We start from the raw sequence: 23803 nt of genomic DNA, 5'->3' as shown, positions 1-23803 counted from the left end.
GCCACGGACGCGGCCATTGAAGGCGGTGGCCCGCGTCCCGGAGGATGGACCGCATGCGGAACATCGTGGTGATCGACGCCCCCTCCAACCTGGGTCTGCGCCCGCCCGCGCCGGGCACCGTGCCCGGCTGCTACAAACTCGCCGGGGCGCTGCGCGAGCGCGGCATCGTGCGCCGCCTCGGTGCCTCGGAGGGCGGCGTCGTCGTACCGCCGCGCTACGACCGGGGCGACTGGCAGGAGGGCGACGGCGTGTTCAACGCGGCGGCCATCGCCGCGTACACGCCCCGGCTCGCGGACCGCATCGAGCGCCATCTGCGCGCCGGTGACCTGCCCGTCGTCCTCGGCGGCGACTGCTCCATCCAGCTCGGCGCGTCCCTCGCGCTGCGCCGCCTGGGGCGCTACGGCCTGGCGGCGATCGACGCCTCCGCGGACTTCCGGCACCCGGGCAACTCCGACCGGATCGGCGCGGCGGGCGGCGAGGAGCTGGCCCTTGCCACCGGGCGCGGCCAGGCCGACCTCACCGACCTCGAAGGCCTGCGGCCCTATCTGCGGGACGAGGACGTACGGATCTTCGGCATGCGCGACGAGGACGAGGACCGCGCCGAGCTCGGCGAGCTGAAGATCCCGACCGTGACCGTGGGCGAGCTGCGGCAGTGGGGCGCGGCCGACGTGGCCCGCTCGGCCGTCGTCGCCCTGGAGCACGCGTCCCTGGACGGCTTCTGGGTGCACCTGGACGCCGACGTGCTCGACCCGTCCGTGATGCCCGCCGTCGACAGCCCCGACGAGGACGGCCTGCACCCCGACGAACTCCTCGCGCTGCTGCGCCCCTTGGTCCGCTCGCCGCGCTGCGTCGGGCTCAACGTCACCATCTACGACCCGGACCTGGACCCCGAGGGCACGGCGGGCGACGTGCTCACCGACGTCGTGGTGGCCGCCTTCGCCCCGGCGTGATCGCTCCCGGCGCCGACGGACCGGGCAGGGCCCCTGGTGGGGGTGGCGTTCAGCGTGTTCCATGGTCACCGACCCGATGACCTGAGGAGACCGCCGTGGCGACGACCGTGCGACGCGACGTACTGACCCTGCCCGCCGCCGAGTTGGGGCTGGACAACCCGCTGCCGCCGCTGCGGCTGCCGCGCGAGCCGCACCGGGTCGACGACCGCGCGCGGCAGGGCCTGCCGCGCGACATGGCGCGGCAACTCGGGTACGAGCCGCTGCGCTCGGTCCTTCCCGTGCCGCTGCGCGACGGCTACGGCCGCCGGCGCGCGCCCGCCTCCTTCGACGTGCTCGTCCTGGAGAACGAGCGGCTGCGCGCCACCGTCCTGCCCGGCCTCGGCGGCCGTGTGCACTCCCTCGTGCACAAGCCGACCGGACGGGAACTGCTGTACCGGAACCCGGTGTTCCAGCCCGCGTGCTTCGCGCTGAACGGCGCCTGGTACGCGGGCGGCATCGAGTGGAACATCGGCGCCACCGGGCACACCACGCTGTCCTGCGCACCGCTGCACGCCGCCGTCGTGACCGCGCCCGACGGCGGTCCGATGCTGCGCCTGTGGGAGTGGGAGCGGCTGCGCGACGTGCCCTTCCAGGTGGACCTGTGGCTGCCGGAGGACTCCGACTTCCTGCACGTGGGCGTGCGGATCCGCAATCCGCACGAGAAGCCCGTGCCCGTCTACTGGTGGTCCAACACCGCCGTGCCCGAGGAACGCCGGGTGCTCGCGCCCGCCGCCGAGGCCTGGCGCTACGACTACACGCGCGCCCTCGCTCGGGTGCCGGTCCCCGAGCCCCACGGCCCGTACGCCGCCGACTACTTCTACGACGTCCCGGACGGCGCGCGCCGCTGGATCGCGGCGCTCGACGCCGACGGGCACGGGCTCGTGCAGACGTCCACGGCCGCGCTGCGCGGGCGCAAGCTGTTCCGGTGGGGCGCGGGCTCCGGCGGCCGGCGCTGGCAGGAGTGGCTGACGGGCCCGGACTCCGGCGGGTACGCGGAGATCCAGGCGGGGCTCGCGCGCACGCAGCTGGAGCACGTCCGGCTCGACGCGGAGAGCGAGGTCGCGTGGCTGGAGTCGTACGGCCCGCTGTCGCTCCCCGCGGACGTGGCGCACGGGGACGACTGGGCGGCGGCCCGCGCCGCGGCCGAGGAGCGACTCGCCACGGCGCTGCCGCCGTCGGCGGTGGACGCGGCGTACGAGCGGTGGCGGCCGTACGCCGACGACGAGCCGGGGGAGACCCTCGCCGTCGGGTCCGGCTGGGGCGCGCTCGAGGTGCTGCGGGGCGAGTTCAAGCTGCCGGGCACGCCGTTCGCCGAGGCCACGCTCGGGCCCGAGCAGGAGCCGTGGCTCGAACTCCTGCGGTCCGGGGCGGTCCCGGAGCCGTCCGGGGCCGGGGCGCCCGGGCCCACGCTCGTCGCCCGGCACTGGCGGGACATGCTGGAGACGGCGCCCGCGCGGCCGCACGCCGAGTACCACCTCGGGGTGGCGCAGTGGCACGCCGGGGACCGGGCGCAGGCGGTGCGCAGCTGGGAGCGCGGGCTCGAACGGGCCGCGGCCGCGGTGCGCTGGCCGCTGCTGCGGTGCCTGGCGGTGGCCGACCTGGAGGCGGGGCACGGGGAGCGGGCCGCGGACCGCTACGCGGAGGCCTTCGCAGGGCTCGGGGAGTCCGAGGCCCGGGCCGCGCTCGGGCGTGAGGCGATCGAGGCGCTCCTCGCCGTGGGGCGGGCGGAGGCCGCGCGCGACGTCTGGGACCGGCTGAGCCCCGCCGTGCGGGGGCTCGGGCGGTTCCGGCTCCTGGAGGTCAGGCTGCTGCTCGCGGAGGGCGACCCGGCGGGAGCGCGGGCGGTGCTCGACGAGGGGTTCGAGGTGGCGGACCTCCGGGAGGGCGACGAGGGGTTGGGGGAGCTGTGGGCGACGGTGGCGCCGGGGGAGCCGGTGCCACCGTGCTACGACTTCCGCATGACACCCGCCGCGGAGCCCGGCAAGGCCTGAGCGGCCGGGTGCGGCCCGGTGCGGGGCGGCGGTGGGCACGGCCCACCGCCGCGCCACGGACTACGCGTTGCGGTCGACGTACTCGAAGACCGTGCCGTCCGGGTGCATCGCGATCAGGTTGCGGCCCGCGGGGGTGGGGACGGGGCCCGCGACGATGCGGGCGCCGGAGGCGGTGAGGGTGGCGTGGGCCTCGTCGACGTCCTTCACGGCGATCGTCGCCGTGACCTTGCGGAGGATCTCCAGCTCGTGCTCGGGCCCGCTCATCAGCAGGAAGCACCCGACCGACGCGACGGACACGCCGCCGCGTTCGAACCGCATCGCTGTGCTGCCCGTAAGGCGCTCGTAGAAGGAGACGGACGCCTCCAGGTCGTTCACACAGACACGCAGCACGGTTCCCAGGATTTCCATACGAACGAGCCTAGTTGGCCGGGCCGGGACAGGAGATCCGTTCGGCCGACCTCGCGCGGGCGGACGCGCCGGTCCCCGGGGCGGGGGCCGTTACGCGCCGCGGCCGCGGGGTACTCGGCGGCCATGACTGCATCGGACCATCCCCACCAACCTTTCGGCCGTTCCTCGGCGAGCGCTCCGGGGCAGCGGGCCACGGGCCTCGCGTCCCCGGAGACGGCGCTGAGCGACGCGCTGTCGCAGGTCGTCCACGAGGCGGTACGTGCGTCCCTGCGGGAGGCGGTGCGCACGGAGCTGCCGCGCGAACTCGCCGACGCGGCGCGGAAGCAGCGCCGCAGGGCCTCCCTGTACGCGGCGGCCGCAGTCGCCGCGCTGTACGCGGGCGCGGCCGCCGCGCTCACCCTCGGCCTGGCCGTCGCCGTCGGCCTGCCCGGCTGGGCGGCGGGCCTGATCGTCACCGTGCTGCTCGCGGTGGTGGCCGTGGCCTTGCGCAACGCGGCGCGCCCCGGCCGCTCCCGGCCCGGCACGGGCACCCCGGACCGTGAGGCCGCCCGACCCCCGGCCCGTGAGCCCGTCCAGCCCCCCGCGGCGGCCGTGCCCCCGACCCCTCGCGGCGCCCCGGGCACCGCCGACTTCCCCGCGGTCCCGTCGAACGCGCCGGACGCCACCGCACCGCCCGTCGCCCCCGAGTCGCCGAGCGCGGGCCCGCGGTCGCGGTGAGGCACGGCGGCGCGCGCCTACCGGACGGGCGGTTCGACCGCTGCCTCGCGCGGACCGCCTACGGCGCGCCCTCGCCCGCCGCCCCCGGCAGCCAGCCCGTCACCCGTAGGACCGCCAGGGCCACCTCGCCCACCGTGCGGCCGTCCGTCGGCACCCGATGGGTGCCGACGGGGACGTGCGTCTCCAAGTGCCGTGCCATGGACGCGCTGCGGCGCAGCTGACGGGCCAGCTCCGAGCCCTGCTCGCGTGCCGTCAGGCGCCGCGCGGCCGTCTCGTCCGTCGCCGTGAGCAGGACGCGGGTGAGCCGCGGGGAGCCGAGGGCCTCGGTGAAGATCCACTCCTCGCTGCCGAGCACGGCCGCCGTGTTCGTGTAGACGAGCCGACGGCAGCCCAGAGCCGCGTAGTTGGCCCACAGCGCCGCCAGGTTGCGGGTGGTGAGCCGCGAGCGGTCCGGGTCGTCCGGCGGCGCGGGGTGCACCGTGTCCAGTACGTCGCCCTCGACCAGGGCGTGACCGACGTCGGCGGCCCGCAGCCGTGCCGCCACCTCCCAGCCCACGGACGACTTGCCCGCCCCGGAGCGGCCACCGATGAGCAGGACCTCCGGCGGTGTTTCTTCCCGCCGCGACGGTGCTTCCTGCCCCGACTGTGCTTGCCTCAGCGCATCCATGACCGCGAGCGTCGCAACGCTGCCCGGCGCACGCCACCGGATATTCCGTTTCACCGCGGCGGCCACGGGCACCTGGGAGGTCCGTGCGGGAGCACACGCACCGGCGCCCGCACCGGCAGCCCAGAGGCATCCGTGCGCGGACACCGCACGGATGCCGTACCGCACTCCACCGGAGGCGCTACGTGAGCCGTGAATCCCACCGCCAGCACGTCGTGGTCGTCGGTGCCGGCTTCGCCGGGTTCCAGGCCGCGCGGACCCTCGCGCGCCTCGCCCGTCGCCGGGTCGACATCACCCTGCTCAACCCCACCGACTACTTCCTCTATCTGCCCCTGCTGCCCCAGGTGGCCGCGGGCGTCCTCGAACCGCGCCGCGTCACCGTGTCGCTCTCGGGCGCCCTCAAGCACGTCCGGCTCGTCCTCGGCGAGGCCGACGGCATCGACCTGGAGCGCCGGGCCGTGGGCTACACCGGCCCGGAGGGCGAGCGCGGCGAGCTGACCTACGACCGGCTCGTCCTGGCCGTCGGCAGCGTCAACAAGCTGCTGCCCGTCCCCGGCGTCGCCGAGCACGCGCACGGCTTCCGGGGCCTGCCGGAGGCGCTGTACCTGCGCGACCACGTGACCCGGCAGATCGAGCTCGCCGCCGCCGCGCCCGACGCCGCGACGTGCCGGGCGCGCTGCACCTTCGTCGTCGTCGGCGCGGGCTACACCGGCGTCGAGGTCGCCGCGCACGGGCAGCTGTTCACCCGGTCCCTGGTGCGCGGTCAGCCGCTGCGCGCCGGGATCGAACCCCGCTGGCTGCTCCTGGACATCGCGCCGCGCGTCCTGCCGGAGCTGGACCGGCGGCTGTCCACGACCGCCGACCGCGTCCTGCGCGGGCGCGGCGTGGAGGTCCGCACGGGCACCTCCGTGAAGGAGGCCACGCACCGGGGCGTGCTCCTCGACGACGGCGACACGGTCGACACGCGCACCCTCGTGTGGTGCGTCGGCGTGCGCCCCGACCCGCTCGTCGCCGGGATCGGCACGCCGCTGGAGCGCGGGCGGCTCGTCGTCGACCCGTTCCTGAACGTGCCGGGCCACCCCGAGGTGTTCGCCTGCGGCGACGCGGCGGCCGTGCCCGACCTCGCCCAGCCGGGGAAGTTCACGGCCATGACCGCGCAGCACGCCTGGCGGCAGGGCAAGACCGCGGGCCGCAACGCGGCGGCCTCGCTCGGCATCGGCCGCCGCGCCCCCTACCGCCACCACGACCTCGGCTTCACCGTCGACCTCGGCGGCGTCAAGGGTGCCGCCAATCCGCTCGGCGTCCCGCTGTCCGGGCCGCTCGCCGGGGCCGTCACCCGCGGCTACCACCTGGCCGCGATGCCCGGCAACCGCGTGCGCGTCGCCGCCGACTGGCTCCTGGACGCGGTGCTGCCCCGCCAGGGCGTACAGCTCGGCCTCGTCCGGTCGTGGTCGGTGCCGCTCGACACGTCGTCGCCGGAGCTGGCCCGGGTGCCCGGCGGGCCCGGCGGGCGCACCCCCGACCGGGAGAACCAGCCCGGGGCCGAGCCCGAATCCAAGCCCGAGTCCGAGCCCGAGCCCAAGCCCGAGCCCAAGCCCGAGCCCGAATCCAAGCCCGAGTCCGAGCCCGAGGAGTGAGCGACCATGACCGAGACCACCTCGCGCGGCGGGCACGGGCCGGACCACCTCCGGGAGCTCGCCCGGCAGTTGCGCGTCGACTCCGTGCGCGCCGCGGCCGCCGCCGGATCCGGGCACCCCACCTCGTCCCTGTCCGCGGCCGACCTGATGGCGGTGCTCCTCGCCCGCCACCTCCAGTACGACTTCCAGCGCCCCGACCACCCCGGCAACGACCGGTTCATCCTCTCCAAGGGCCACGCGTCGCCGCTCCTGTACGCCGCGTACAAGGCGGCGGGCGCGCTCGGCGACGAGGAACTGCTCACCTTCCGCGCCCAGGGCAGCCGCCTCGAAGGACACCCGACGCCCCGCCGTCTGCCGTGGGTCGAGGTCGCCACCGGCTCGCTGGGGCAGGGGCTCGCCGTCGGCGTCGGCATGGCCCTGTCCGGCAAGCGGCTCGACCGCATCCCCTACCGGGTCTGGGTGCTGTGCGGCGACAGCGAACTGGCCGAGGGCAGCGTGTGGGAGGCCGCGGAGCACGCCGCGTACGAGCACCTGGACAACCTCACCGCGCTCGTCGACGTGAACCGGCTCGGCCAGCGCGGGCCCACCCGGCACGCCTGGGACCTCGACGCGTACGCGCGCCGCTGGAAGGCCTTCGGCTGGCACGTCGTCGCGATCGACGGGCACGACGTCGAGGCGGTCGACCGGGCCCTGCACGAGGCGCGCTCCACCGCGGGCCAGCCCACCGTCGTCCTCGCCCGCACCGTCAAGGGCAAGGGCGTGGCGTCCGCGGAGGACCGCGAGGGCCTGCACGGCAAGCCGCTGCCCGACGCCGAGGCCGCGGTCGCGGAGCTCGGCGGCCCCGGGCGGCTGCGCGTGGACGTCCGGCTGCCCCCGGCGGCCCGGGTGCTGCGCGCCACCCGCAGCGGACACCTGGAGCTGCCCCGGTACGAGCAGGGCGACGAGGTCGCGACCCGGGACGCCTTCGGCCGGGCGCTCGCGGCGCTCGGCACGGCACGCGGCGACGTCGTCGCCCTCGACGGCGAGGTCGGCGACTCCACCCGCGCGGAACTCTTCGCCAAGGAGCACCCCGAGCGGTACTTCGAGTGCTACATCGCCGAGCAGCAGCTCGTCGCCGCCGCCGTGGGCCTCGCCCGGCGCGGCTGGGTGCCCTACGCGTCCACGTTCGCGGCGTTCCTGACCCGCGCCCACGACTTCGTGCGCATGGCGGCCGTCAGCGGCGCCGACCTCAACCTGGTGGGCTCGCACGCGGGCGTCGCCATCGGCGAGGACGGCCCGTCCCAGATGGGCCTGGAGGACCTGGCGATGTTCCGGGCCGTGCCCGGCTCCACCGTCCTGTACCCGTGCGACGCCCCGCAGACGGCGCGCCTGGTCGCCGCCATGGCCGACCTCGACGGCGTGCGCTACCTGCGCACCACGCGCGGTGCGACCCCCGTCCTCTACGGCCCCGGCGAGGAGTTCCCCGTCGGCGGGTCCAAGGTGCTGCGGCGCAGCGACGCCGACCGGCTCACGGTCGTCGCGGCCGGGGTGACCGTCCACGAGGCGCTCGCCGCCGCCGTGCTCCTCGACCGCGAGGGAATCCCGGTGCGCGTCGTCGACCTGTACTCCGTCAAGCCCGTGGACCGGCGCACGCTGCGCGAGGCCGCCGAGCGGACGGGCTGTCTGCTCACCGTCGAGGACCACCGGCAGGAGGGCGGCATCGGCGACGCCGTCCTGGACGCGTTCAGCGACGGCAGCCCGGTGCCGCGCCTGGTGCGCCTCGCGGTGACCGGCGTGCCGGGGTCCGCCTCGCCCGCCGAGCAGCTGCGGGCCGCAGGGATCGACGCGGAGTCGATCGCGGCGGCCGTACGGCTGCTCGTGGAACACGTGGTGGTGCGATGACGGGGGAGCGGGCATGAGCGAGACGCGCACCGTACGGGCGGGCCGCCGCACCGTCGCACTCCACCGGCCCCAGAAGCCGTTCGTCCCCGACGGCACCGGCTCCGCCCTGTACACGAAGGGGGACCTCTTCGACTACTACCGGGCCGTCGCCCCCTTCATCCTTCCGCATCTGCGCGGCCGTCCCCTGATGCTGGAGCGGCACCCGGACGGGATCACAGGACCCCGCTTCATGCAGAAGGACACACCGGAGCACTACCCGGACTGGATCACCCGCGCCGAGGTGCCCAAGCAGGGCGGCACCGTCACGCACACCGTGTGCGACGACAGCGCCACGCTCCTCTACCTCGCCGACCAGGCCTGCGTCACCCTGCACCGCTGGCAGTCCCGCGTCGGGCGCCTCGACCGGCCCGACCGCATGGTCTTCGACCTGGACCCGGCCGGGGACGGCACGCCGCAGGCCGCGTACGGCCCGGTGCGCGAGGCCGCCGGGCTGCTCGGTGAACTCCTCGACCGAGTGGGCCTGCCGTCCGCCGTGATGACGACCGGCTCGCGCGGCCTGCACGTGGTCGTGCCGGTCAACGGCCGCCACCACGTCGACGACGTCCGCGCGTTCGCCAAGGAGCTCACCGAGGTCCTCGCCGCCGCGCACCCGGACCGGTTGACCACGGCCGTCCGCAAGAAGGACCGGGGCGGGCGGCTCTACCTCGACGTCCAGCGCAACGGATACGCCCAGACCGCCGTCGCGCCCTTCTCGGTACGGGCCCGGCCGGGCGCCCCGGTGGCCGTGCCGCTGGCCTGGGAGCAGCTCGACGCCCCCGGCACCCACGCGGCCCGCTGGACCATCGCCGACGCCGTGGAGCAGGCCCGTGGCGATCCCTGGGCGGGCCTGCTGCGCTCGCCCCGCGCACTCGGCCCGGCACGCCGCAAGCTCCGGGCGCTGCGCGGCGGCTGAACGGCCCGGCGGAGGTTTGCCGCCACGGCACCAGGTCACTCGGGCCAGGAGGTGGCCATGACGCATACGTCCCGCAAGCAGAACAACACGACAGCCGAGTCCGACGCCCTGCCCGGCCCCGTCTCGGTGCTGCGGCACGCGCGCGAGCAGCTCTCGGAACTCACCGGCCTCGCCGCCGAGTCCGTCTCGTCGTTCGAACGCACCGACGACGGCTGGGAGCTGGAGGTCGAGGTCCTCGAACTCGCCCGCGTGCCCGACACCATGAGCCTGCTCGCGACCTACGCCGTGAGCCTGGACCCGGGCGGCGAGCTCACCGCCTACCGCAGGGTGCGCCGCTACGAGCGCGGCCGCGCGGACCCGCACCGCACGGGCACCTGACCGGCACACCCGGCACGAACCGAACACTCCGGGCGTCCCGAACACCCGCGACGCCATCACCCAAGGCAAGGAGGACAGGTCGGCATGACCGTCGTCCCAGCACAGCAGAGCGGCGGCGCAGGCGGCACCAGCGGCCTGTACGACGTCATCGAACTCATCCTCGACCGCGGACTGGTGATCGACGCGTTCGTACGCGTCTCGCTCGTCGGCATCGAGATCCTCAAGATCGACGTGCGCGTCGTCGTCGCCAGCGTCGACACCTATCTGCGCTTCGCCGAGGCCTGCAACCGCCTCGACCTGGAGTCCGGACCGCACAAGAGCCCCGGCCTGCCCGACATGGTCGGCGAGATCACCGAGTCGGGCGCGCGCGGCAAGTCCAAGGGCGCGCTCAGCGGCGCCGCCCAGACCGTGTCGGACGCCTTCAAGCAGGCGCGCGAGGAGGGCCGCTCCGGTGAGGAGGAGGCCGCCCGGCCGCGTCGGCGCAGCACGTCACGGTCCCGGAAGGAGGAGACGGAGTGACCACGTACATCTACGGGATCGCCGGCAGCGGCCACCCGGCGCTGCCGGAGGGCATGGGCGGCATCGGCGAACCGGCCCGCCCGGTGCGGATCCTCAGGCACGGCAAGCTCGCCGCGCTCGTCAGCGACAGCCCCGAAGACCTGCGCCCCAAGCGGCGCGATCTGCTCGCCCACCAGAACGTCCTGGACGAGGCGGGCGCGGGCGGCCCCGTCCTGCCGATGCGCTTCGGCAGCCTCGCGCAGGACGACGCGGCCGTGGTCGAGGTCCTCGACGAGCTGGCCGACCACTACGAGGAGCGGCTGCGCTCCCTGGAGGGCAGGGCCGAGTACAACGTGAAGGCCGCCCACGACGAGCAGGCCGTGCTGCACCAGGTGCTCGCCGAGAACCCGGAACTGCGCGCCCTGGCCGAGGCCAACCGCAAGGCGGGCGGCGGCACCTACGAGCAGAAGCTGCGGCTCGGCGAGCAGCTGACCGCCGCCGTACAGGGCCGCGAGGCCGACGACGGCCTCCAGGTGCGCCGCGCGCTCGAACCGTGCGCGGAGGCCGTCAGCACGGGCCCCGAGGGCACCGGGTGGCTGGCCAACTACTCGTTCCTGGTGCGCCGCGAGTCCGCCGAGGGCTTCGTGGCCGCCGTCGCGGAACTGCGCAAGACCCAGCCGCACCTGGACGTGCGCGTGAACGGCCCGCTGCCCCCCTACAGCTTCGTCGACCCCGGCGCCGCGCAGCCCGCGGACGACGCGGCACGGGCGCGGTGAGGCCCGCACATGGGACTCGTCGGTGAACTGCTCGCGCTGCCCCTGGCCCCGGCCCGGGGCACCCTCTGGGTGATCCGCCAGGTGGTCGCGGAGGCGGAGCGGCAGTACTACGACCCCTCGGCGATCCGCGCCGAACTCGCCCGGCTCACCGAGCTGCTGGAGGCGGGGGAGATCGACGCGGCCGAGTTCGACCGCCGTGAGGACGAGCTGCTGGCGCGGCTCGGCTACGGCGCCCGGCAGGAAGCGGCTCAGGAGACCGTTCCGCGGGCCGCTCCGGAGGAGAACAGGACGGCGACACGATGAACCGTTTGGCAGTGGGCCTCGGCGTAGGCGCGGGGTACCTCCTGGGACGGACCAAGAAGGCCAAGCTGGCCTTCGCCGTGGGCACCATGGTCGCGGGCAGGAGGCTGAAGCTGAACCCCGCGTCCCTGGCCCGCGCGGTGACCGACCAGCTGGAGAAGAACCCGCAGTTCAAGGAGATAGGCGGCCAGCTCAAGGACGATCTGCGGGGCGTCGGCAAGGCCGCCACCGGCTCGCTGCTCGACCGGCGCCTGGAGTCCTTCGCGGACCGGCTGCACGACCGCACCCTGGACGTGCGGGACCGGATGGCGGGGGCGGCGCCCGGGGCCGACGAGGAGCCGGACGAACGCGACGGGTCCGAGGCGCGCGACGGCCGTGACGGATCCGGGGAGCCCGACGGCCGCGACGAGCCCGAGGGACGCGACGAGCCTGAGGGACGCGACGAGCCCCGCGGGAAGACCGACGCGGCGACCAGAAAGGCGCGGTCCGCGGCCAAGAAGGCCCCCAGGCCCACCGGTGGCAAGAGCGGCGGCGGCACGGGGTCCGGGCAGGCCAGGAAGAAGAGCCCGGCGCCCCGCAAGAAGCAGTCCGCGCGCGGCACCCAGAGCCGGGACACCGCCAAGCGCAGCCCGGCGAAGCGGGCCCCCGCGAAGCGCACCGCGGCGCGGAAGTCCGGTGGCGAGAAGGGAGGCGACGATGCCTGACACGCGTGAGCGCATCAGCGACACCGCGGGCGGGGCCACGGGCTCCGGCGACGGCGCGGGGCCCGGGGGCGCGCTGAGCGCCGCCCTGCACGGCCCCGGCGCCGACCGCCTGAAGGACGAGGCGCGGGCCTACCTCATGGCGCAGGCCGAGCGCGCCCTCGTCGGCGTCGGCCGCAAGCTCGGCGACGCCACCGTCAAGCTCAACGACGTGGCCGAGGGCCGCAGTCCGGGCTTCGCCCGCCTCGCCCTGGACGGCGGCCGCAAACTGGCCTCCGGCAAGGGCCCGGTGCGCAGCGCCGTGGAGCTCGGCGGCGGCCGCCTCAAGGAGGCCGTGACCGGCTCGCTCAAGGGGGCCCTGGACAGCGCGCGCGGCAAGGGCGGCAAGGGCGGCAGCGGGCAGAAGCCCACGGTCATCCTGGAGCACGTCGACGTCGGCGTGCCCGTGCGCGAGGCCTACGAGCAGTGGACGCGGTACGAGGAGTTCGCCACGTTCACCAAGGGCGTGCGGGACGCCACCGAGGTGAGCGACACCGAGTCCCACTGGAAGCTCAAGATCTTCTGGTCGAGCAGGAGCTGGACGGCACGCCTCATCGACCAGGTGCCCGAGGAGCGCCTCGCCTGGACGTCGGAGGGCGCCAAGGGCACCACGAAGGGCGTGGTCAGCTTCCATCCGCTCGGCGAGCGCCTGACCCGGGTGGCGCTGGTCATCGAGTACTACCCGAAGGGCCTGTTCGAGCGCACCGGCAACCTCTGGCGCGCCCAGGGCCGCAGGGCCCGGCTCGACCTGAAGCACTTCGCCCGCCATGTGTCGCTGCGCTCGGCCGCGCAGGACGACAGCGACACCGACGCCGATACCGAAGCCGAGGACGTGGAGCCCGAGGAGGACGCCGAGGACACGGCGTACCACGAGGGCGACGACACGTACGCGGACGAGGCCGACAGGACTGACGAGGACGAGGACGAGGCCGACGACGACTACGAGGACTACGCGGACGAGGACGGCGCGTACGAGGAGGAGGACGACGGCGAGCCCGAGGACGCCGCCGACGAGGTCGACGCCGACGCGGAGGACGAGGTCGACGAGGACGAACCCGTGGCGGCCGCCCGGAGCCGCCGATGACGACCGCGAGCCGGCTGCCCGATTCGTACGGCCAGGGCGGCGGCACCAACCTCGCCGACGTCCTGGAGCGCGTCCTGGACAAGGGCGTCGTCATCGCCGGGGACATCCGGATCAACCTGCTCGACATCGAGCTGCTCACCGTGAAGCTGCGGCTCGTCGTCGCCTCGGTGGAGCGCGCCAAGGAGATGGGCATCGACTGGTGGGAGGACGACCCGGCGCTGTCCAGCAAGGCGCGCAGGTCCGAACTCGCCCGGGAGAACGCCGAGTTGAAGCAGCGCCTGGAGCGGCTCGAACTGACGCGGGGTGAGGCCGCGGCCGAGAGTGAAAGTGAGCGTGAACATGACGGCGGAAGTGAACCCGGACGCGAGTGACGACGTGATCGATGGCGTGAGCGACGAACTGCGCTACGTCTACGCGGTGTGCAGGCCCCTGTCCGGTCCGCTGCACGCGGACCTGACCGGGGTCGGTGGCGCGCCGCCCCGGCAGCTGGCCCACGCGGGACTGGTCGCCGTGGTCGGCCCCGTCCCTGCCCGCGACTTCGGCCTGGAGCCGCTGCGCGCGCATCTGGAGGACCTGGACTGGCTGTCGGAGACGGCCCGCGCCCATCAGCACGTCATCGGCGCGCTCACCGCCGTGACCTGCCCGCTGCCGCTGCGGCTCGCGACGGTCTTCCGGGACGACAGCGGCGTGCGCGCCATGCTGGAGGACGAGAACGCGCGCCTGCGCCGGATCCTCGACCGCATCGACGGGCACGTCGAGTGGGGGGTCAAGGTGTGGCTGCACCCCGACGCCGCCGGCCTCGCCTCCGCCGGGTCGTCGCGGCCGCGCGGCGCTCCCGCCTCCGGGCGCGACTATCTGCGCCGGCGCAGGGAGCAGCGCACGGCGAGTGAGGAGACCACCGCGCGGGCCGAGGTGTTCGCGCGGCGGCTGCACGGCGAGCTCGCGCGGTCCGCCGCCGCGTCCCGGCAGCACCCGCCGCAGAGCCCGGCCCTCGCCGCCGCGGGCTCCGGCCTGAACGTCCTCAACGCGGCCTACCTGGTGCCCCGTTCGTACGCCGAAGAGTTCCTGGAGCTGATCGGCCGCACCGAGGGCAGCCAGCCGGGCCTGCGCGTGGAGGTGACGGGTCCCTGGGCGGCGTACTCCTTCACGGACGACGCGGAGGACGCGGGCGACGCGGAGGACGCGGGCGGCATGGGCGGCCGCGGCGCCGACGCCGGGAAGGACGAGATGAACGAGGAGACCAGGACGACCGCCGGGACGACCCGGACGACCCGGAGGGCCGGGACGACGAGGAAGGACACCGAGACCGGATGACGGCGATCGAGCCCCTGTACGGCCGGGAGATCGCGCTGGTCGACCTCCTCGACCGGCTGCTCGCGGGCGGAGTGGTCATCGCGGGTGACCTCACCCTGCGCATCGCGGACGTGGACCTCGTCCGCATCGACCTGAAGGCGCTGATCAGCACGGTCGGCACGGCAGTGCCGTCGCCCTGGCCGGAGTACCCCGAGCGCGGGGCCGCCGTGCGCGAGCCGATCACCGTACGCGAGCCGAGCTGACCGGGAGCCCACCGTGGACCTCGACCCCCAGACCGTGGAGCGCGACCTCGTCGCGCTCGTCCTCACCGTCGTGGAGCTGCTGCGCCAGCTCATGGAGCGCCAGGCGCTGCGCCGCTTCGACACCGGTGAGTTGACGGAGGAGCAGGAGGAGCGCGTCGGGCTCACGCTGATGCTCCTGGAGGAGCGGATGGGCGAGCTGCGCGAGCGCTACGGACTGCGGCCCGAGGACCTGAACCTGGACCTCGGGCCGCTGGGGCCGCTGCTGCCGAGGGAGTGACGGGCCCTCGGGGCGGCCGCTGCCGCCGGGCCGCTACCAGCGGTACCAGTGCGGCCGCGTCCCGGACGCGCCGGGGCCCGTGCCGCGCGGCAGGAAGGCGAGCAACAGCACCAACAGCAGGACCAGAAGAACGAAAGCCATGGCGTACACCTCCTGCCGTCCGGGTATCCCCGACGGGCCCGCGCACACCCCGGGTCACCGGCGGCAGAGCACCTCCCCGTGCAGCACCGCGAACCATCCGTCCGGCGCGCGCCCCCACTCCCGCCAGGCCTCGGCGACGGCCGAGAGCCGCTCGGCGTCGGCGTGCCCGCTCTCCACCGCGCGGTCCGCGTACGAGGACGCCACCGTCCGGTCCGCCCACAGCCCCGACCACCAGGCGCGCTCCTCGGGCGTGCTGTAGCACCAGGTGCTCGCGCCCGCGGTGACGTCGGTGAAGCCGGCCGCGAGGGCCCAGGACTTGAGGGCGCGGCCCGCGTCCGGCTCCCCGCCGTTGGTGCGGGCCACGCGCCGGTACAGGTCGAGCCAGTCGTCCAGGCCGGGGGTGCGCGGGTGCCAGGTCATGGCCGCGTAGTCGCTGTCGCGGGCGGCCACGATGCCGCCGGGCGCGCAGACGCGGCGCATCTCGCGCAGCGCGCGCACCGGGTCGCCCACGTGCTGGAGCACCTGATGGGCGTGGACGACGTCGAAGGAGCCGTCCGGATAGTCCAGGGCGTGGACGTCCCCGACGGCGAACTCCAGGTTCGCCAGGCCCCGTTCGGCCGCCGTCGCCCGCGCCCGGTCCAGGATCTCCGGGGCCCGGTCGAGGCCCGTGACGTGTCCGTCCGGGACGAGTGCCGCGAGGTCGGCGGTGATGGTGCCCGGCCCGCAGCCGATGTCGAGCACCTGCATGTGCGCCCGGAGCGAACCGACGAGGTACGCGGCGGAGTTGGCCGCGGTGCGCCAGGTGTGGGACCGCAGGACCGACTCGTGGTGGCCGTGCGTGTAGACGGCCGCGTCGCGTCGCGGCCCGTCCGCCGGGGCGTGCTGGGGCAGGGGCTGTGTCATGTCCGAACCGTACGCCGCCGTACCGGATCATGAGACCCCCGTATCAGGATGTGGACCGCGCGGGCGCGGGGAGGCGGCCCGCGGGAGTCCTGCTCACGCCAGCGGCGAGGGGCGGTACACCGTCAGCGCCTCCGGCAACTTCTCGATCAGCAACTCGCCCTCGACCGGCGTGATCTCGCCGTCGTACGCGACCATGGTGCCGGGCGCGAGACCCGCCACGCGCAGGGTCCGGCGGCGGATCGCGGTCTGCACGGGGGAGCGCTCCACCGGCGAGGTCAGCGCGGCCGCGAGGAGCCGGGCGCCGGGCTTGCGGCCGCCGTGCACGACGCGCACGTCCAGGAGCCCGTCGGCGAGGTCGAACCGGCGCGCGGGGGCGAGGCCCAGGCGGTTGTACACGCAGTTGCCGGCGAACAGCAGCCACAGCGGCCGCTCGGTGCCCTGGAACTCGGCCCGCAGCGGCTGCCGGTGCGCGCGCAGCACGTGGGCGGCCGCGAGGACCCCGGCGGGCCAGCCGCCGACCTTGGGCGACCACCGCTCGCGCTCGCGCACGAGCTCGGGGTAGACGCCGAGGCTGAAGGTGTTGAGGAAGTAGCCGTCGCCCCGGGCCGCGCTGAACCGGCCCACGTCCACCGCGACCGCCTCCCCCGCCTCGATCGCGGCGGCCACCTCGCGCGGGTCCTCGGCGCCCAGGTCCTGCGCGAAGTGGTTGAGGGTGCCGCCCGGCACCACCACGAGCGGGACGTCGTGCCGCAGGGCGGCGGCCGCCGCCGTGTTGACGGTGCCGTCGCCGCCGCACACGCCGAGCACCCGGGCGCGCTCCGCCGCCTTGTCGAGCTCGGCGGCCACCTCGTCCGGGGAGCACCGCACGACCTCGGCGTGCGGCAGCGCGTCGAGCAGCGGGCGCACCCGGTCGGGGGTCCGCGCGCCCTCGTTCACGACCACCACCAGGCCGCGCCCGCCGGGCAGGGCGGGGGCGTCCACGCGCGGGCGGCCCGGCGGCGGCAGCTGGGACCGGGTCGGCACCAGGCCGCGCACGGCGTAGGCCGCGCCCACGCCCAGGGCGGCGCCCGCGAGCACGTCGCTCGGGAAGTGCACCCCCGTGTACACCCGCGACAGGGCGACGGCACCGGCGAGCGGCGCGACGGCCGCGCCCAGGCCCCGCGACTCCAGGGCCACGCCCGTGGCGAAGGCGGCGGCGGACGCGGCGTGGCCCGAGGGGAACGACGTGGTGATGGGCTGGCGCTTGAGCCGCCGCATCAGGGGCACGTCGTCGAGGAGCGGCCGCGCCCGCCGCACCGAGCGCTTGCCGAGGGTGTTGATGGTCGCGGACGCGAGCGCGAGCGAGGCCGCCCCGCGCACGGCGGCGCGCCGGGCCCGGGGGTGCCGCGTCGCCGCGAGCGCGGCGCCCGTGGCGAACCACAGCACGCCGTGGTTCGCCGCCCGGCTCAGCCGCGGCAGGACCTGGTCGGCCCCCGGCCAGTGCCGGGACGCCACGGCGGTGAAGACCCGGCAGTCCAGGGCGGTGAGACGGGCCTTGGGCCCACGGGCGGGGGGCAGGGGGAGCACGGCGTCAGGACTCATGGAATCCCGGGTACCCGCAGAGCGCCGCGGCCAACGGCCGAGTGATCGACCCCACCTTCGCCCCCGTCCTCGCCCCCGCCCCCGCCCTCGTCCCCGTCTCCGCCCTCGGCCCTTCTGATCTGACCCCCTGAGCCCCGCCCTCGGCCCCTGAGCCCCACCCCTCGGCCCCTCCGCGCGGCAGGCCGCCCCGCACGTGTCCGCCGGTCCGGGCCGTAAATCCGTTTGCCGCCCGCGCGCCCGCCCACGGACAATCGCCCCATGGGACATCTGGAAGCCGCGCACATCGAGTACTACCTCCCGGACGGCCGGGCGCTGCTCGGAGATGTCTCCTTCCGCGTCGCCGAGGGCACGTCGGCCGCGCTCGTCGGGCCGAACGGCGCGGGCAAGACCACCCTCCTCAGGCTCATCGCGGGCGAGCTGCGCCCGCACGGCGGCACGGTCACGGTCAGCGGCGGCCTCGGCGTCATGCCCCAGTTCGTCGGTTCCGTGCGGGACGACACGACGGTGCGCGACCTGCTCGTCTCGGTGGCGCACCCCCGCATCCGCGAGGCCGCCCGAGCCGTCGACAGGGCCGAGCACGCCCTCCTCACCGTCGACGACGAGGCGGCCCAGCTCCAGTACGCGCAGTCGCTCGCCGACTGGGCGGAGGCCCGCGGGTACGAGGCGGAGACGCTCTGGGACATCTGCACCACGGCCGCGCTCGGCGTTCCGTACGAGAAGGCGCAGTGGCGCGAGGTCCGCACGCTCTCCGGCGGTGAGCAGAAGCGCCTGGTCCTGGAGGCGCTGCTGCGCGGCACCGACGAGGTCCTGCTCCTCGACGAGCCGGACAACTACCTGGACGTCCCCGGCAAGCGCTGGCTGGAGGAGCGCCTGAAGGAGACCCGCAAGACCGTCCTGTTCGTCAGCCACGACCGCGAGCTGCTCGCCCGCGCCGCCGACCGGATCGTCAGCGTGGAGCCCAGCCCCGCGGGCTCGGACGTGTGGGTGCACGGCGGCGGCTTCGCCACGTACCACGACGCGCGCCAGGAGCGCTTCGCGCGCTTCGAGGAGCTGCGCCGCCGCTGGGACGAGAAGCACGCGCAGCTCAAGAAGCTCGTGCTCGACATGCAGCAGTACGCCTCGCGCAGCGACGAGATGGCCTCGCGCTACCAGGCGGCCAAGACGCGCCTCAGGAAGTTCGAGGAGGCCGGGCCGCCGCCCGAGCCGCCCCGCAAGCAGGACATCACCATGCGCCTGCACGGCGGCCGCACCGGCGTGCGCGCCGTGACCTGCAAGGACCTTGAGCTCACCGGCCTGATGAACCCCTTCGACCTGGAGGTGTTCTACGGCGAGCGCGTAGCCGTCCTCGGGTCGAACGGCTCGGGCAAGTCCCACTTCCTGCGCCTCCTCGCGGGCGACCCCGACCACCCCGTCGCGCACACCGGCCAGTGGCGGCTCGGCGCCCGCGTCGTACCGGGACACTTCGCGCAGACGCACGCCCACCCCGAGCTGGAGGGCCGCACCCTCCTCGACATCCTGTGGCGCGAGCACGCCAAGGACCGGGGCGCGGCCATGTCCCGCCTGCGCCGCTACGAGCTGACCGGGCAGGCCGAGCAGCGCTTCGAGAAGCTGTCCGGCGGCCAGCAGGCCCGCTTCCAGATCCTCCTCCTCGAACTCCAGGGCTCCACCGCCCTGCTGCTCGACGAGCCCACGGACAACCTGGACCTGGAGTCCGCCGAGGCGCTCCAGGAAGGCCTGGAGGCGTACGAGGGCACGGTGCTCGCGGTCACCCACGACCGCTGGTTCGCCCGCTCCTTCGACCGCTTCCTCGTCTTCGGCTCCGACGGCCGGGTCCGCGAGACCTCCGAGCCCGTCTGGGACGAGCGCCGGGTCGAGCGCGCGCGGTAGCGTGGCCGGCAGCGCAGGGCAATCCGTCGTACGCTGCGCGGTTGGAGACACCGTGTCCGTGAGGACGTCCTTCAGGACGGGCGACGTCGACGAGGCAAGGCAGCTCATCGAGGCCACGTACTACAGCAACTTCATGGACGTGTGCGAAGGCCCGCGGCCCTTCAGCGCGCGGTACGACATCGGGGAGCTGGGTGCGCTCACCGTCGGCGACATGCGCTGCGGGGCCGACGTCCGCATGCGCTTCGGCGAGCTGGGCGCCTACCACGTCAACATCCCGCTCAGCGGACACGTCACCTGGCGGCAGGGGGCCGCGCCCGCCGCCACGGCCGGCGCCGGCAGCGCGGCGGTCTACCAGCCGGTGGGCGACACCGTCCTGGACCGCTGGACCGGCGACTGCCGCCTGCTCGCCGTGAAGGTCGACCGCGCCGCCCTCGAAGGGCGCCTGGGGCAGCTCATCGGCAGGCCGGTACCCTCCCCGGTGACCTTCGGCCCGGTCTTCGACACCCGGCGGGGCGCCGGGCGCGGCTGGGCACGCCTCGTGCGGACCGTGGTGGCGGACCTGCGCGAGGACGACGGCGTCCTGACCCACCCCCTGGTCGCCGAGCCACTCCAGGAGGCCCTCCTCAACGGCCTGCTGCTCGCCGCGGACCACCACTACCGCGACCGGCTCACCGACCCCGTGCACCAGCTGCGCCCCGCCCCCGTCAAACGCGTGACGGAAGCCGTCCAGGCGCGCCCCGAGCACCCGTTCACCACCGCGGCCCTCGCCGACGAGGGCCGCGTCGGCGTGCGCTGGCTCCAGGAGGCCTTCCGCCGCTATGTGGGCATGTCCCCGATGGCGTACGTACGAGACGTGCGCCTGGGGCGGGTCCGCGAGGAGTTGCTCGCGTCGGGTCCCGGCGAGCGGTCCGTGAGCGAGGTCGCCCACCGCTGGGGCTTCACCCACCTCGGCCGGTTCGCCGAGCAGTACCGGGCGCGGTTCGGGGAGCTGCCGTCGCAGACGCTGCGGCGCTGACCGGGGCACTTGCCGGGGCGGCGGCCGGGGCGCGTGCGCTATCCGGACGCGGTGCGCTATCCGGACAGGCCGTGCGCACAGCGGATCGTGGGCTCCGGGGGCCGCGCCTAACGTGGCTCTGTCGCCGGGTGGACCGGTCGCGTCGCGGGGGTCCTAGCCTTCTCCCGGGGCGGACCGAGGACGGAACCCCGGCACTTCCGGCCCGGCTCTGGTGAGCGCCGGGCCGGTCTCGGACCGGCGGGCCCGGTCGTTCCCCCTGGCATTCCCCCGTGTGCCATCGGGCCCGCCACTCCGCACGCCGCCGGGGCCTCTGCGGCCCCCTCCCAGTGGTTCGCGCCGCGCGTCGCCGTCAGACTCGACACCACGCGGTACGCGCACCGACCGACGGGAGACGGCATGAGCACCGACGACGACCAGCGGGTCCTGGAGCGGCACGGCCAGGCCGTCGAGCAGTTCGGCGACCGGGTGCACGCGGTCCGGCAGGACCAGTGGGACGCCCCGACGCCCTGCGCGCGCTGGACGGTCCGCGACCTCGTCAACCACCTCGTGTCCGAGCAGCTGTGGGTGGAGCCGCTCGTCCGTGACCGCGCCACCGTCGAGGAGGTCGGCGACGCCTTCGACGGCGATCTGCTCGGGCCCGACCCCGTCGCCTCCTGGGACACCGCGGCCGCCGCGTCCCGGGCCGCGCTCGGCGCACCGGGCGCGCTCGCGGGCACCGTCCACCTGAGCTACGGTGACACCCCCGCGCGCGCCTACTGCGCCCAGATGACCACCGACCTGGTGGTGCACACCTGGGACCTGGCCCGCGCCATCGGCGCCGACGAGCGCCTGCCCGACGCCCTGGTCGCCGCGGCCGCGCGCGAAGTCGCCCCGTACGCGGCCGACCTGGCGCACAGCGGCCTGTTCGCCGCGCCGGTGGAGCCGCCCCCGGGCGCGGACGCGCAGACCGAGCTGCTGTGCCTGCTCGGCCGCACCCCTTGAACCGCTCCGAACCGCTGGGCCGCGGCGGCCCGCCGAGGCGCGTCCTCACCGGGGCGGGCCCGCGCCGCCGTCGGGCGTGGCGCGGCTGATGTCGGCGAGCGCGGACGCCGGGTCCTGCTCGATCGCCAGGTCGCCGAGGCTCACCATGCCCACCGGGCGCCCGTTCTCCACGACCGGCAGCCTGCGCACCGCGTGGTCGCGCATCAGACCGACCGCCGCCGCCACTTCGTCGTCGGGGCCCACCACCACCGGGTTCGGGGTGCACACGGCCTGCGCGCTGACCGTCAGCGGGTCGGCGCCCTCGGCCACGGCCCGCAGCGTGATGTCCCGGTCGGTGAGCACCCCGACCACCTGGTCGCCGTTGGCCACGACGACGTCGCCGATGTCCTGGGCGCGCATCAGCTGCGCCGCCTCGACCAGCGAGGCGTCGGGCCTGACCGCGACGACTCCCGGTGTCATGACCTGCCTCACGTACTCCGCCATGTCCGCAGAGACCTCCTTCGTCCGTCGGCGATGGGACCCCGCCCGCAGTACCCCTGTGCGGGCCACCCATGCCTCGCCCGGCCCGGCGCTACCGGCGCTTGTCGCCGCCCGGCAGGAAGTCCTGGACCTTCGCCTTCAGGCCCTGCTTCACCACCGCGCCCCGGTCGGCGTCGCCCTTGAGCAGGGCCGTCGTCGTCGACTCCAGCTGCTCCCAGGTGGCGTGCGGCGGAATCGGCGGCACCGCGGGGTCGGTCAGGAACTCGACGACGGCGGGGCCCTCCGCGTCGAGGGCCGCGCGCCAGCCCGCGGTCACGTCCTCGGGCTTGTCCACCCGGATCCCCGTGAGCCCGATCGAGCGCGCGAAGTCCGCGTACGGCACGTCCGGCAGGGACTGCGAGGGCTCGAACGACGGGGCGCCGCCCATGGCCCGCAGCTCCCACGTCACCTGGTTGAGGTCGCGGTTGTTCCACACCCCGACGACGAGCCGCGGATCGTCCCAGCGGTGCCGGTACTTGGCCGCCGTGATCAGCTCGGCCATGCCGTTCATCTGCATCGCGCCGTCCCCGACGAGGGCCACGACCGGCCGGTTCGGGTGCGCGAACTTCGCGCCGATCGCGTACGGCACGCCGCAGCCCATCGTCGCGAGCGTGCCGGACAGCGAGGCCCGCATGTCGCCGCGCAGCGTCAGATGGCGTGCGAACCAGTTGGCCGTGGAGCCCGAGTCGGAGGTGATGATCGCGTCGGTGGGCAGGAGCGGGTCCAGGGCCCGTGCCACGTACTCGGGGTTGACGGGGTCGGCGGCCAGCCGCGCGCGGCGGTCGAGGACGCCGCGCCACCGCTCCACGTTCGCCCGCACCTCGGCGTGCCACTCGCGCCCGGCCGCCGCGCGCTCCGCGGAGACCAGCGGGATCAGCTGCCGCAGGGTGGCGCGCGCGTCGCCCACCAGGTTCACCTCGTAGGGGTAGCGCATGCCGATCATGTGCGGGTCGATGTCGATCTGCACCGCGCGGACCTTGCCGTACTCCGGCAGGAACTGCGCGTAGGGGAAGCTGGAGCCGATCGTCAGGAGCGTGTCGCAGTCGCGCATCAACTCGTACGAGGGGCGGGTGCCGAGCAGCCCGATCGCGCCCGTGACGTACGGCAGTTCGTCGCTGAGGGCGTCCTTGCCGAGCAGCGCCTTGGCGACGCCCGCGCCGAGCAGCTCCGCGAGCTCCTCGACCTCGGCCCGCGCGCCCGCCGCGCCCTGGCCGATCAGGACCGCCGCCCTGGTGCCGGAGTTCAGCACGTCCGCGGCCCGCTCCAGGGCGGTCGGCGAGGGCAGCGCCGTCCAGGCGCTGCGGTCCAGGCTGGAGGGCACCATCTTGAACGCGTGCGGGGGCGGGCGGTAGTCGAGCTCCTGGACGTCACCGGGGACGATCACGGCGGTGGGGCAGCGGCGCGCGTACGCGGTGCGGATGGCGCGGTCCAGGACGTTCGGGAGCTGCTCGGGCACCGTCACGGTCTCCACGAATTCGGAGGCCACGTCCTTGAACAGCGTGTGCAGATCGACCTCCTGCTGGTACGAGCCGCCCATCGCCGAGCGGTGCGTCTGGCCGACCAGGGCGAGCACCGGCACGTGGTCCAGCTTCGCGTCGTACAGGCCGTTGAGGAGGTGGATGGCGCCGGGTCCCGAGGTCGCCACGCACACCCCGAGCCGCCGGCCGAACTTGGCATAGCCGACCGCTTCGAACGCGGCCATCTCCTCGTGCCGGGACTGGAGGAAACGCGGCCGGTCGTCGGCGCGGCCCCAGGCCGCGAGGAGGCCGTTGATGCCGTCCCCGGGATAGCCGAAGACACAGTCGACGTCCCAGGCCCGCAGGCGCTGCAGAATGTGGTCGGCGACCTTCGTGCTCATGGAGGTGTCCTTCCGGTGCCGGGCGCGGAATGCGTCCCGGCCGGGTGTCCGCCGGAGCCCCGGAAAAACC

The 23803-nt window shown here is 75.1% G+C and carries 25 protein-coding genes; 19 read left to right on the top strand and 6 right to left on the bottom strand.

Features of this window, described 5'->3' with window-relative positions:
- The first annotated feature begins 53 nt into the window (after positions 1-53).
- Positions 54-950 (top strand): arginase family protein, encoded by an 897-nt coding sequence (locus tag AC5WAM_RS09170; protein ID WP_495522256.1) that lies wholly within the window; start codon positions 54-56, stop codon positions 948-950.
- A gap of 95 nt (positions 951-1045) precedes the next feature.
- Positions 1046-2980 (top strand): DUF5107 domain-containing protein, encoded by a 1935-nt coding sequence (locus AC5WAM_RS09165; protein ID WP_495522255.1) that lies wholly within the window; start codon positions 1046-1048, stop codon positions 2978-2980.
- A gap of 60 nt (positions 2981-3040) precedes the next feature.
- On the opposite strand, the gene AC5WAM_RS09160 is transcribed toward AC5WAM_RS09165, so the two are convergent.
- Positions 3041-3388, bottom strand: a complete 348-nt coding sequence (locus tag AC5WAM_RS09160; RefSeq protein WP_242725957.1) for a VOC family protein — start codon at positions 3386-3388, stop codon at positions 3041-3043.
- Positions 3389-3511: 123 nt separating this feature from the next.
- Between AC5WAM_RS09160 and AC5WAM_RS09155 the strand changes: the two genes are divergently transcribed.
- Complete coding sequence (locus AC5WAM_RS09155; protein ID WP_366793145.1) at positions 3512-4105, top strand: phage holin family protein; 594 nt, start codon at positions 3512-3514, stop codon at positions 4103-4105.
- A gap of 58 nt (positions 4106-4163) precedes the next feature.
- Here the strand turns inward: AC5WAM_RS09155 and AC5WAM_RS09150 are convergent, their stop codons facing one another.
- Complete coding sequence (locus AC5WAM_RS09150; protein WP_495522254.1) at positions 4164-4772, bottom strand: nucleoside/nucleotide kinase family protein; 609 nt, start codon at positions 4770-4772, stop codon at positions 4164-4166.
- A 212-nt stretch (positions 4773-4984) separates the two neighbouring features.
- Here AC5WAM_RS09150 and AC5WAM_RS09145 point away from each other — a divergent pair, with 212 nt between their 5' ends.
- The 13 genes from AC5WAM_RS09145 (at position 4985) to AC5WAM_RS09085 (ending at position 14848) form a co-directional block, all read left to right on the top strand.
- Positions 4985-6406 carry an NAD(P)/FAD-dependent oxidoreductase gene (locus AC5WAM_RS09145; protein WP_495523540.1) on the top strand — a complete coding sequence of 474 codons (1422 nt, stop codon included), beginning with the start codon at positions 4985-4987 and terminating at the stop codon, positions 6404-6406.
- Positions 6407-6412: 6 nt separating this feature from the next.
- Complete coding sequence (locus tag AC5WAM_RS09140; protein WP_495522253.1) at positions 6413-8287, top strand: transketolase; 1875 nt, start codon at positions 6413-6415, stop codon at positions 8285-8287.
- A gap of 13 nt (positions 8288-8300) precedes the next feature.
- The gene (gene ligD, locus AC5WAM_RS09135; RefSeq protein WP_495522252.1) at positions 8301-9239 is read left to right on the top strand and encodes a non-homologous end-joining DNA ligase; all 939 of its coding nucleotides are present in this window, start codon (positions 8301-8303) and stop codon (positions 9237-9239) included.
- A 57-nt stretch (positions 9240-9296) separates the two neighbouring features.
- Positions 9297-9617: a gas vesicle protein GvpO gene (locus AC5WAM_RS09130; protein ID WP_366793140.1), complete on the top strand. Its 321-nt coding sequence runs from the start codon at positions 9297-9299 to the stop codon at positions 9615-9617.
- Positions 9618-9701: 84 nt separating this feature from the next.
- Entirely contained in the window at positions 9702-10136 is a 435-nt protein-coding gene (locus AC5WAM_RS09125) for a gas vesicle structural protein GvpA (protein ID WP_495522251.1), read from the top strand.
- Positions 10133-10891, top strand: a complete 759-nt coding sequence (locus AC5WAM_RS09120) for a GvpL/GvpF family gas vesicle protein (RefSeq protein ID WP_366793138.1) — start codon at positions 10133-10135, stop codon at positions 10889-10891. The genes AC5WAM_RS09125 and AC5WAM_RS09120 overlap by 4 nt, the downstream gene beginning before the upstream one ends.
- A 9-nt stretch (positions 10892-10900) precedes the next feature.
- A complete protein-coding gene (locus tag AC5WAM_RS09115; RefSeq protein WP_366793137.1) occupies positions 10901-11194 on the top strand; it encodes a gas vesicle protein GvpG in 294 nt (97 codons plus the stop codon).
- A complete protein-coding gene (locus AC5WAM_RS09110; protein WP_495522250.1) occupies positions 11191-11895 on the top strand; it encodes a DNA primase in 705 nt (234 codons plus the stop codon). Before AC5WAM_RS09115 ends, AC5WAM_RS09110 begins: the two co-directional genes overlap by 4 nt.
- Positions 11888-13015, top strand: coding sequence for an SRPBCC family protein (locus AC5WAM_RS09105; protein WP_495522249.1), 1128 nt, complete (start codon positions 11888-11890; stop codon positions 13013-13015). Before AC5WAM_RS09110 ends, AC5WAM_RS09105 begins: the two co-directional genes overlap by 8 nt.
- Positions 13012-13386 (top strand): gas vesicle protein, encoded by a 375-nt coding sequence (locus AC5WAM_RS09100; RefSeq protein WP_366793134.1) that lies wholly within the window; start codon positions 13012-13014, stop codon positions 13384-13386. The genes AC5WAM_RS09105 and AC5WAM_RS09100 overlap by 4 nt, the downstream gene beginning before the upstream one ends.
- The gene (locus AC5WAM_RS09095) at positions 13355-14329 is read left to right on the top strand and encodes a GvpL/GvpF family gas vesicle protein (RefSeq protein ID WP_495522248.1); all 975 of its coding nucleotides are present in this window, start codon (positions 13355-13357) and stop codon (positions 14327-14329) included. The genes AC5WAM_RS09100 and AC5WAM_RS09095 overlap by 32 nt, the downstream gene beginning before the upstream one ends.
- Complete coding sequence (locus tag AC5WAM_RS09090; RefSeq protein WP_366793133.1) at positions 14326-14571, top strand: gas vesicle protein; 246 nt, start codon at positions 14326-14328, stop codon at positions 14569-14571. The genes AC5WAM_RS09095 and AC5WAM_RS09090 overlap by 4 nt, the downstream gene beginning before the upstream one ends.
- 13 nt (positions 14572-14584) lie before the next feature.
- Entirely contained in the window at positions 14585-14848 is a 264-nt protein-coding gene (locus tag AC5WAM_RS09085; protein WP_366793132.1) for a gas vesicle protein K, read from the top strand.
- A 195-nt stretch (positions 14849-15043) separates the two neighbouring features.
- Here AC5WAM_RS09085 and AC5WAM_RS09080 read toward each other — a convergent pair whose 3' ends face one another.
- Entirely contained in the window at positions 15044-15892 is an 849-nt protein-coding gene (locus tag AC5WAM_RS09080) for a class I SAM-dependent methyltransferase (protein WP_495522247.1), read from the bottom strand.
- A gap of 93 nt (positions 15893-15985) precedes the next feature.
- Positions 15986-17473 (bottom strand): bifunctional phosphatase PAP2/diacylglycerol kinase family protein, encoded by a 1488-nt coding sequence (locus tag AC5WAM_RS09075; RefSeq protein WP_366793130.1) that lies wholly within the window; start codon positions 17471-17473, stop codon positions 15986-15988.
- 258 nt (positions 17474-17731) lie between these two features.
- On the opposite strand from AC5WAM_RS09075, the gene AC5WAM_RS09070 reads away from it, so the two are divergent.
- From AC5WAM_RS09070 to AC5WAM_RS09060, 3 genes are all read left to right on the top strand, one after another.
- The gene (locus AC5WAM_RS09070; RefSeq protein ID WP_366793128.1) at positions 17732-19360 is read left to right on the top strand and encodes an ABC-F family ATP-binding cassette domain-containing protein; all 1629 of its coding nucleotides are present in this window, start codon (positions 17732-17734) and stop codon (positions 19358-19360) included.
- Between the two features lie 52 nt (positions 19361-19412).
- Positions 19413-20375, top strand: coding sequence for an AraC family transcriptional regulator (locus AC5WAM_RS09065; RefSeq protein WP_495522246.1), 963 nt, complete (start codon positions 19413-19415; stop codon positions 20373-20375).
- A 396-nt stretch (positions 20376-20771) separates the two neighbouring features.
- Complete coding sequence (locus AC5WAM_RS09060) at positions 20772-21356, top strand: TIGR03086 family metal-binding protein (protein WP_495522245.1); 585 nt, start codon at positions 20772-20774, stop codon at positions 21354-21356.
- A gap of 45 nt (positions 21357-21401) precedes the next feature.
- On the opposite strand, the gene AC5WAM_RS09055 is transcribed toward AC5WAM_RS09060, so the two are convergent.
- Positions 21402-21839, bottom strand: coding sequence for a CBS domain-containing protein (locus tag AC5WAM_RS09055; protein ID WP_366793125.1), 438 nt, complete (start codon positions 21837-21839; stop codon positions 21402-21404).
- Positions 21840-21927: 88 nt separating this feature from the next.
- Positions 21928-23733 carry a thiamine pyrophosphate-requiring protein gene (locus AC5WAM_RS09050; RefSeq protein ID WP_495522244.1) on the bottom strand — a complete coding sequence of 602 codons (1806 nt, stop codon included), beginning with the start codon at positions 23731-23733 and terminating at the stop codon, positions 21928-21930.
- Positions 23734-23803: the final 70 nt, after the last annotated feature.

It is taken from the genome of Streptomyces sp. JLYT201, from assembly GCF_059448825.1.
Note: the sequence above shows the minus strand (reverse complement) of the source record. Positions and strands in the feature narration are given on the sequence as shown.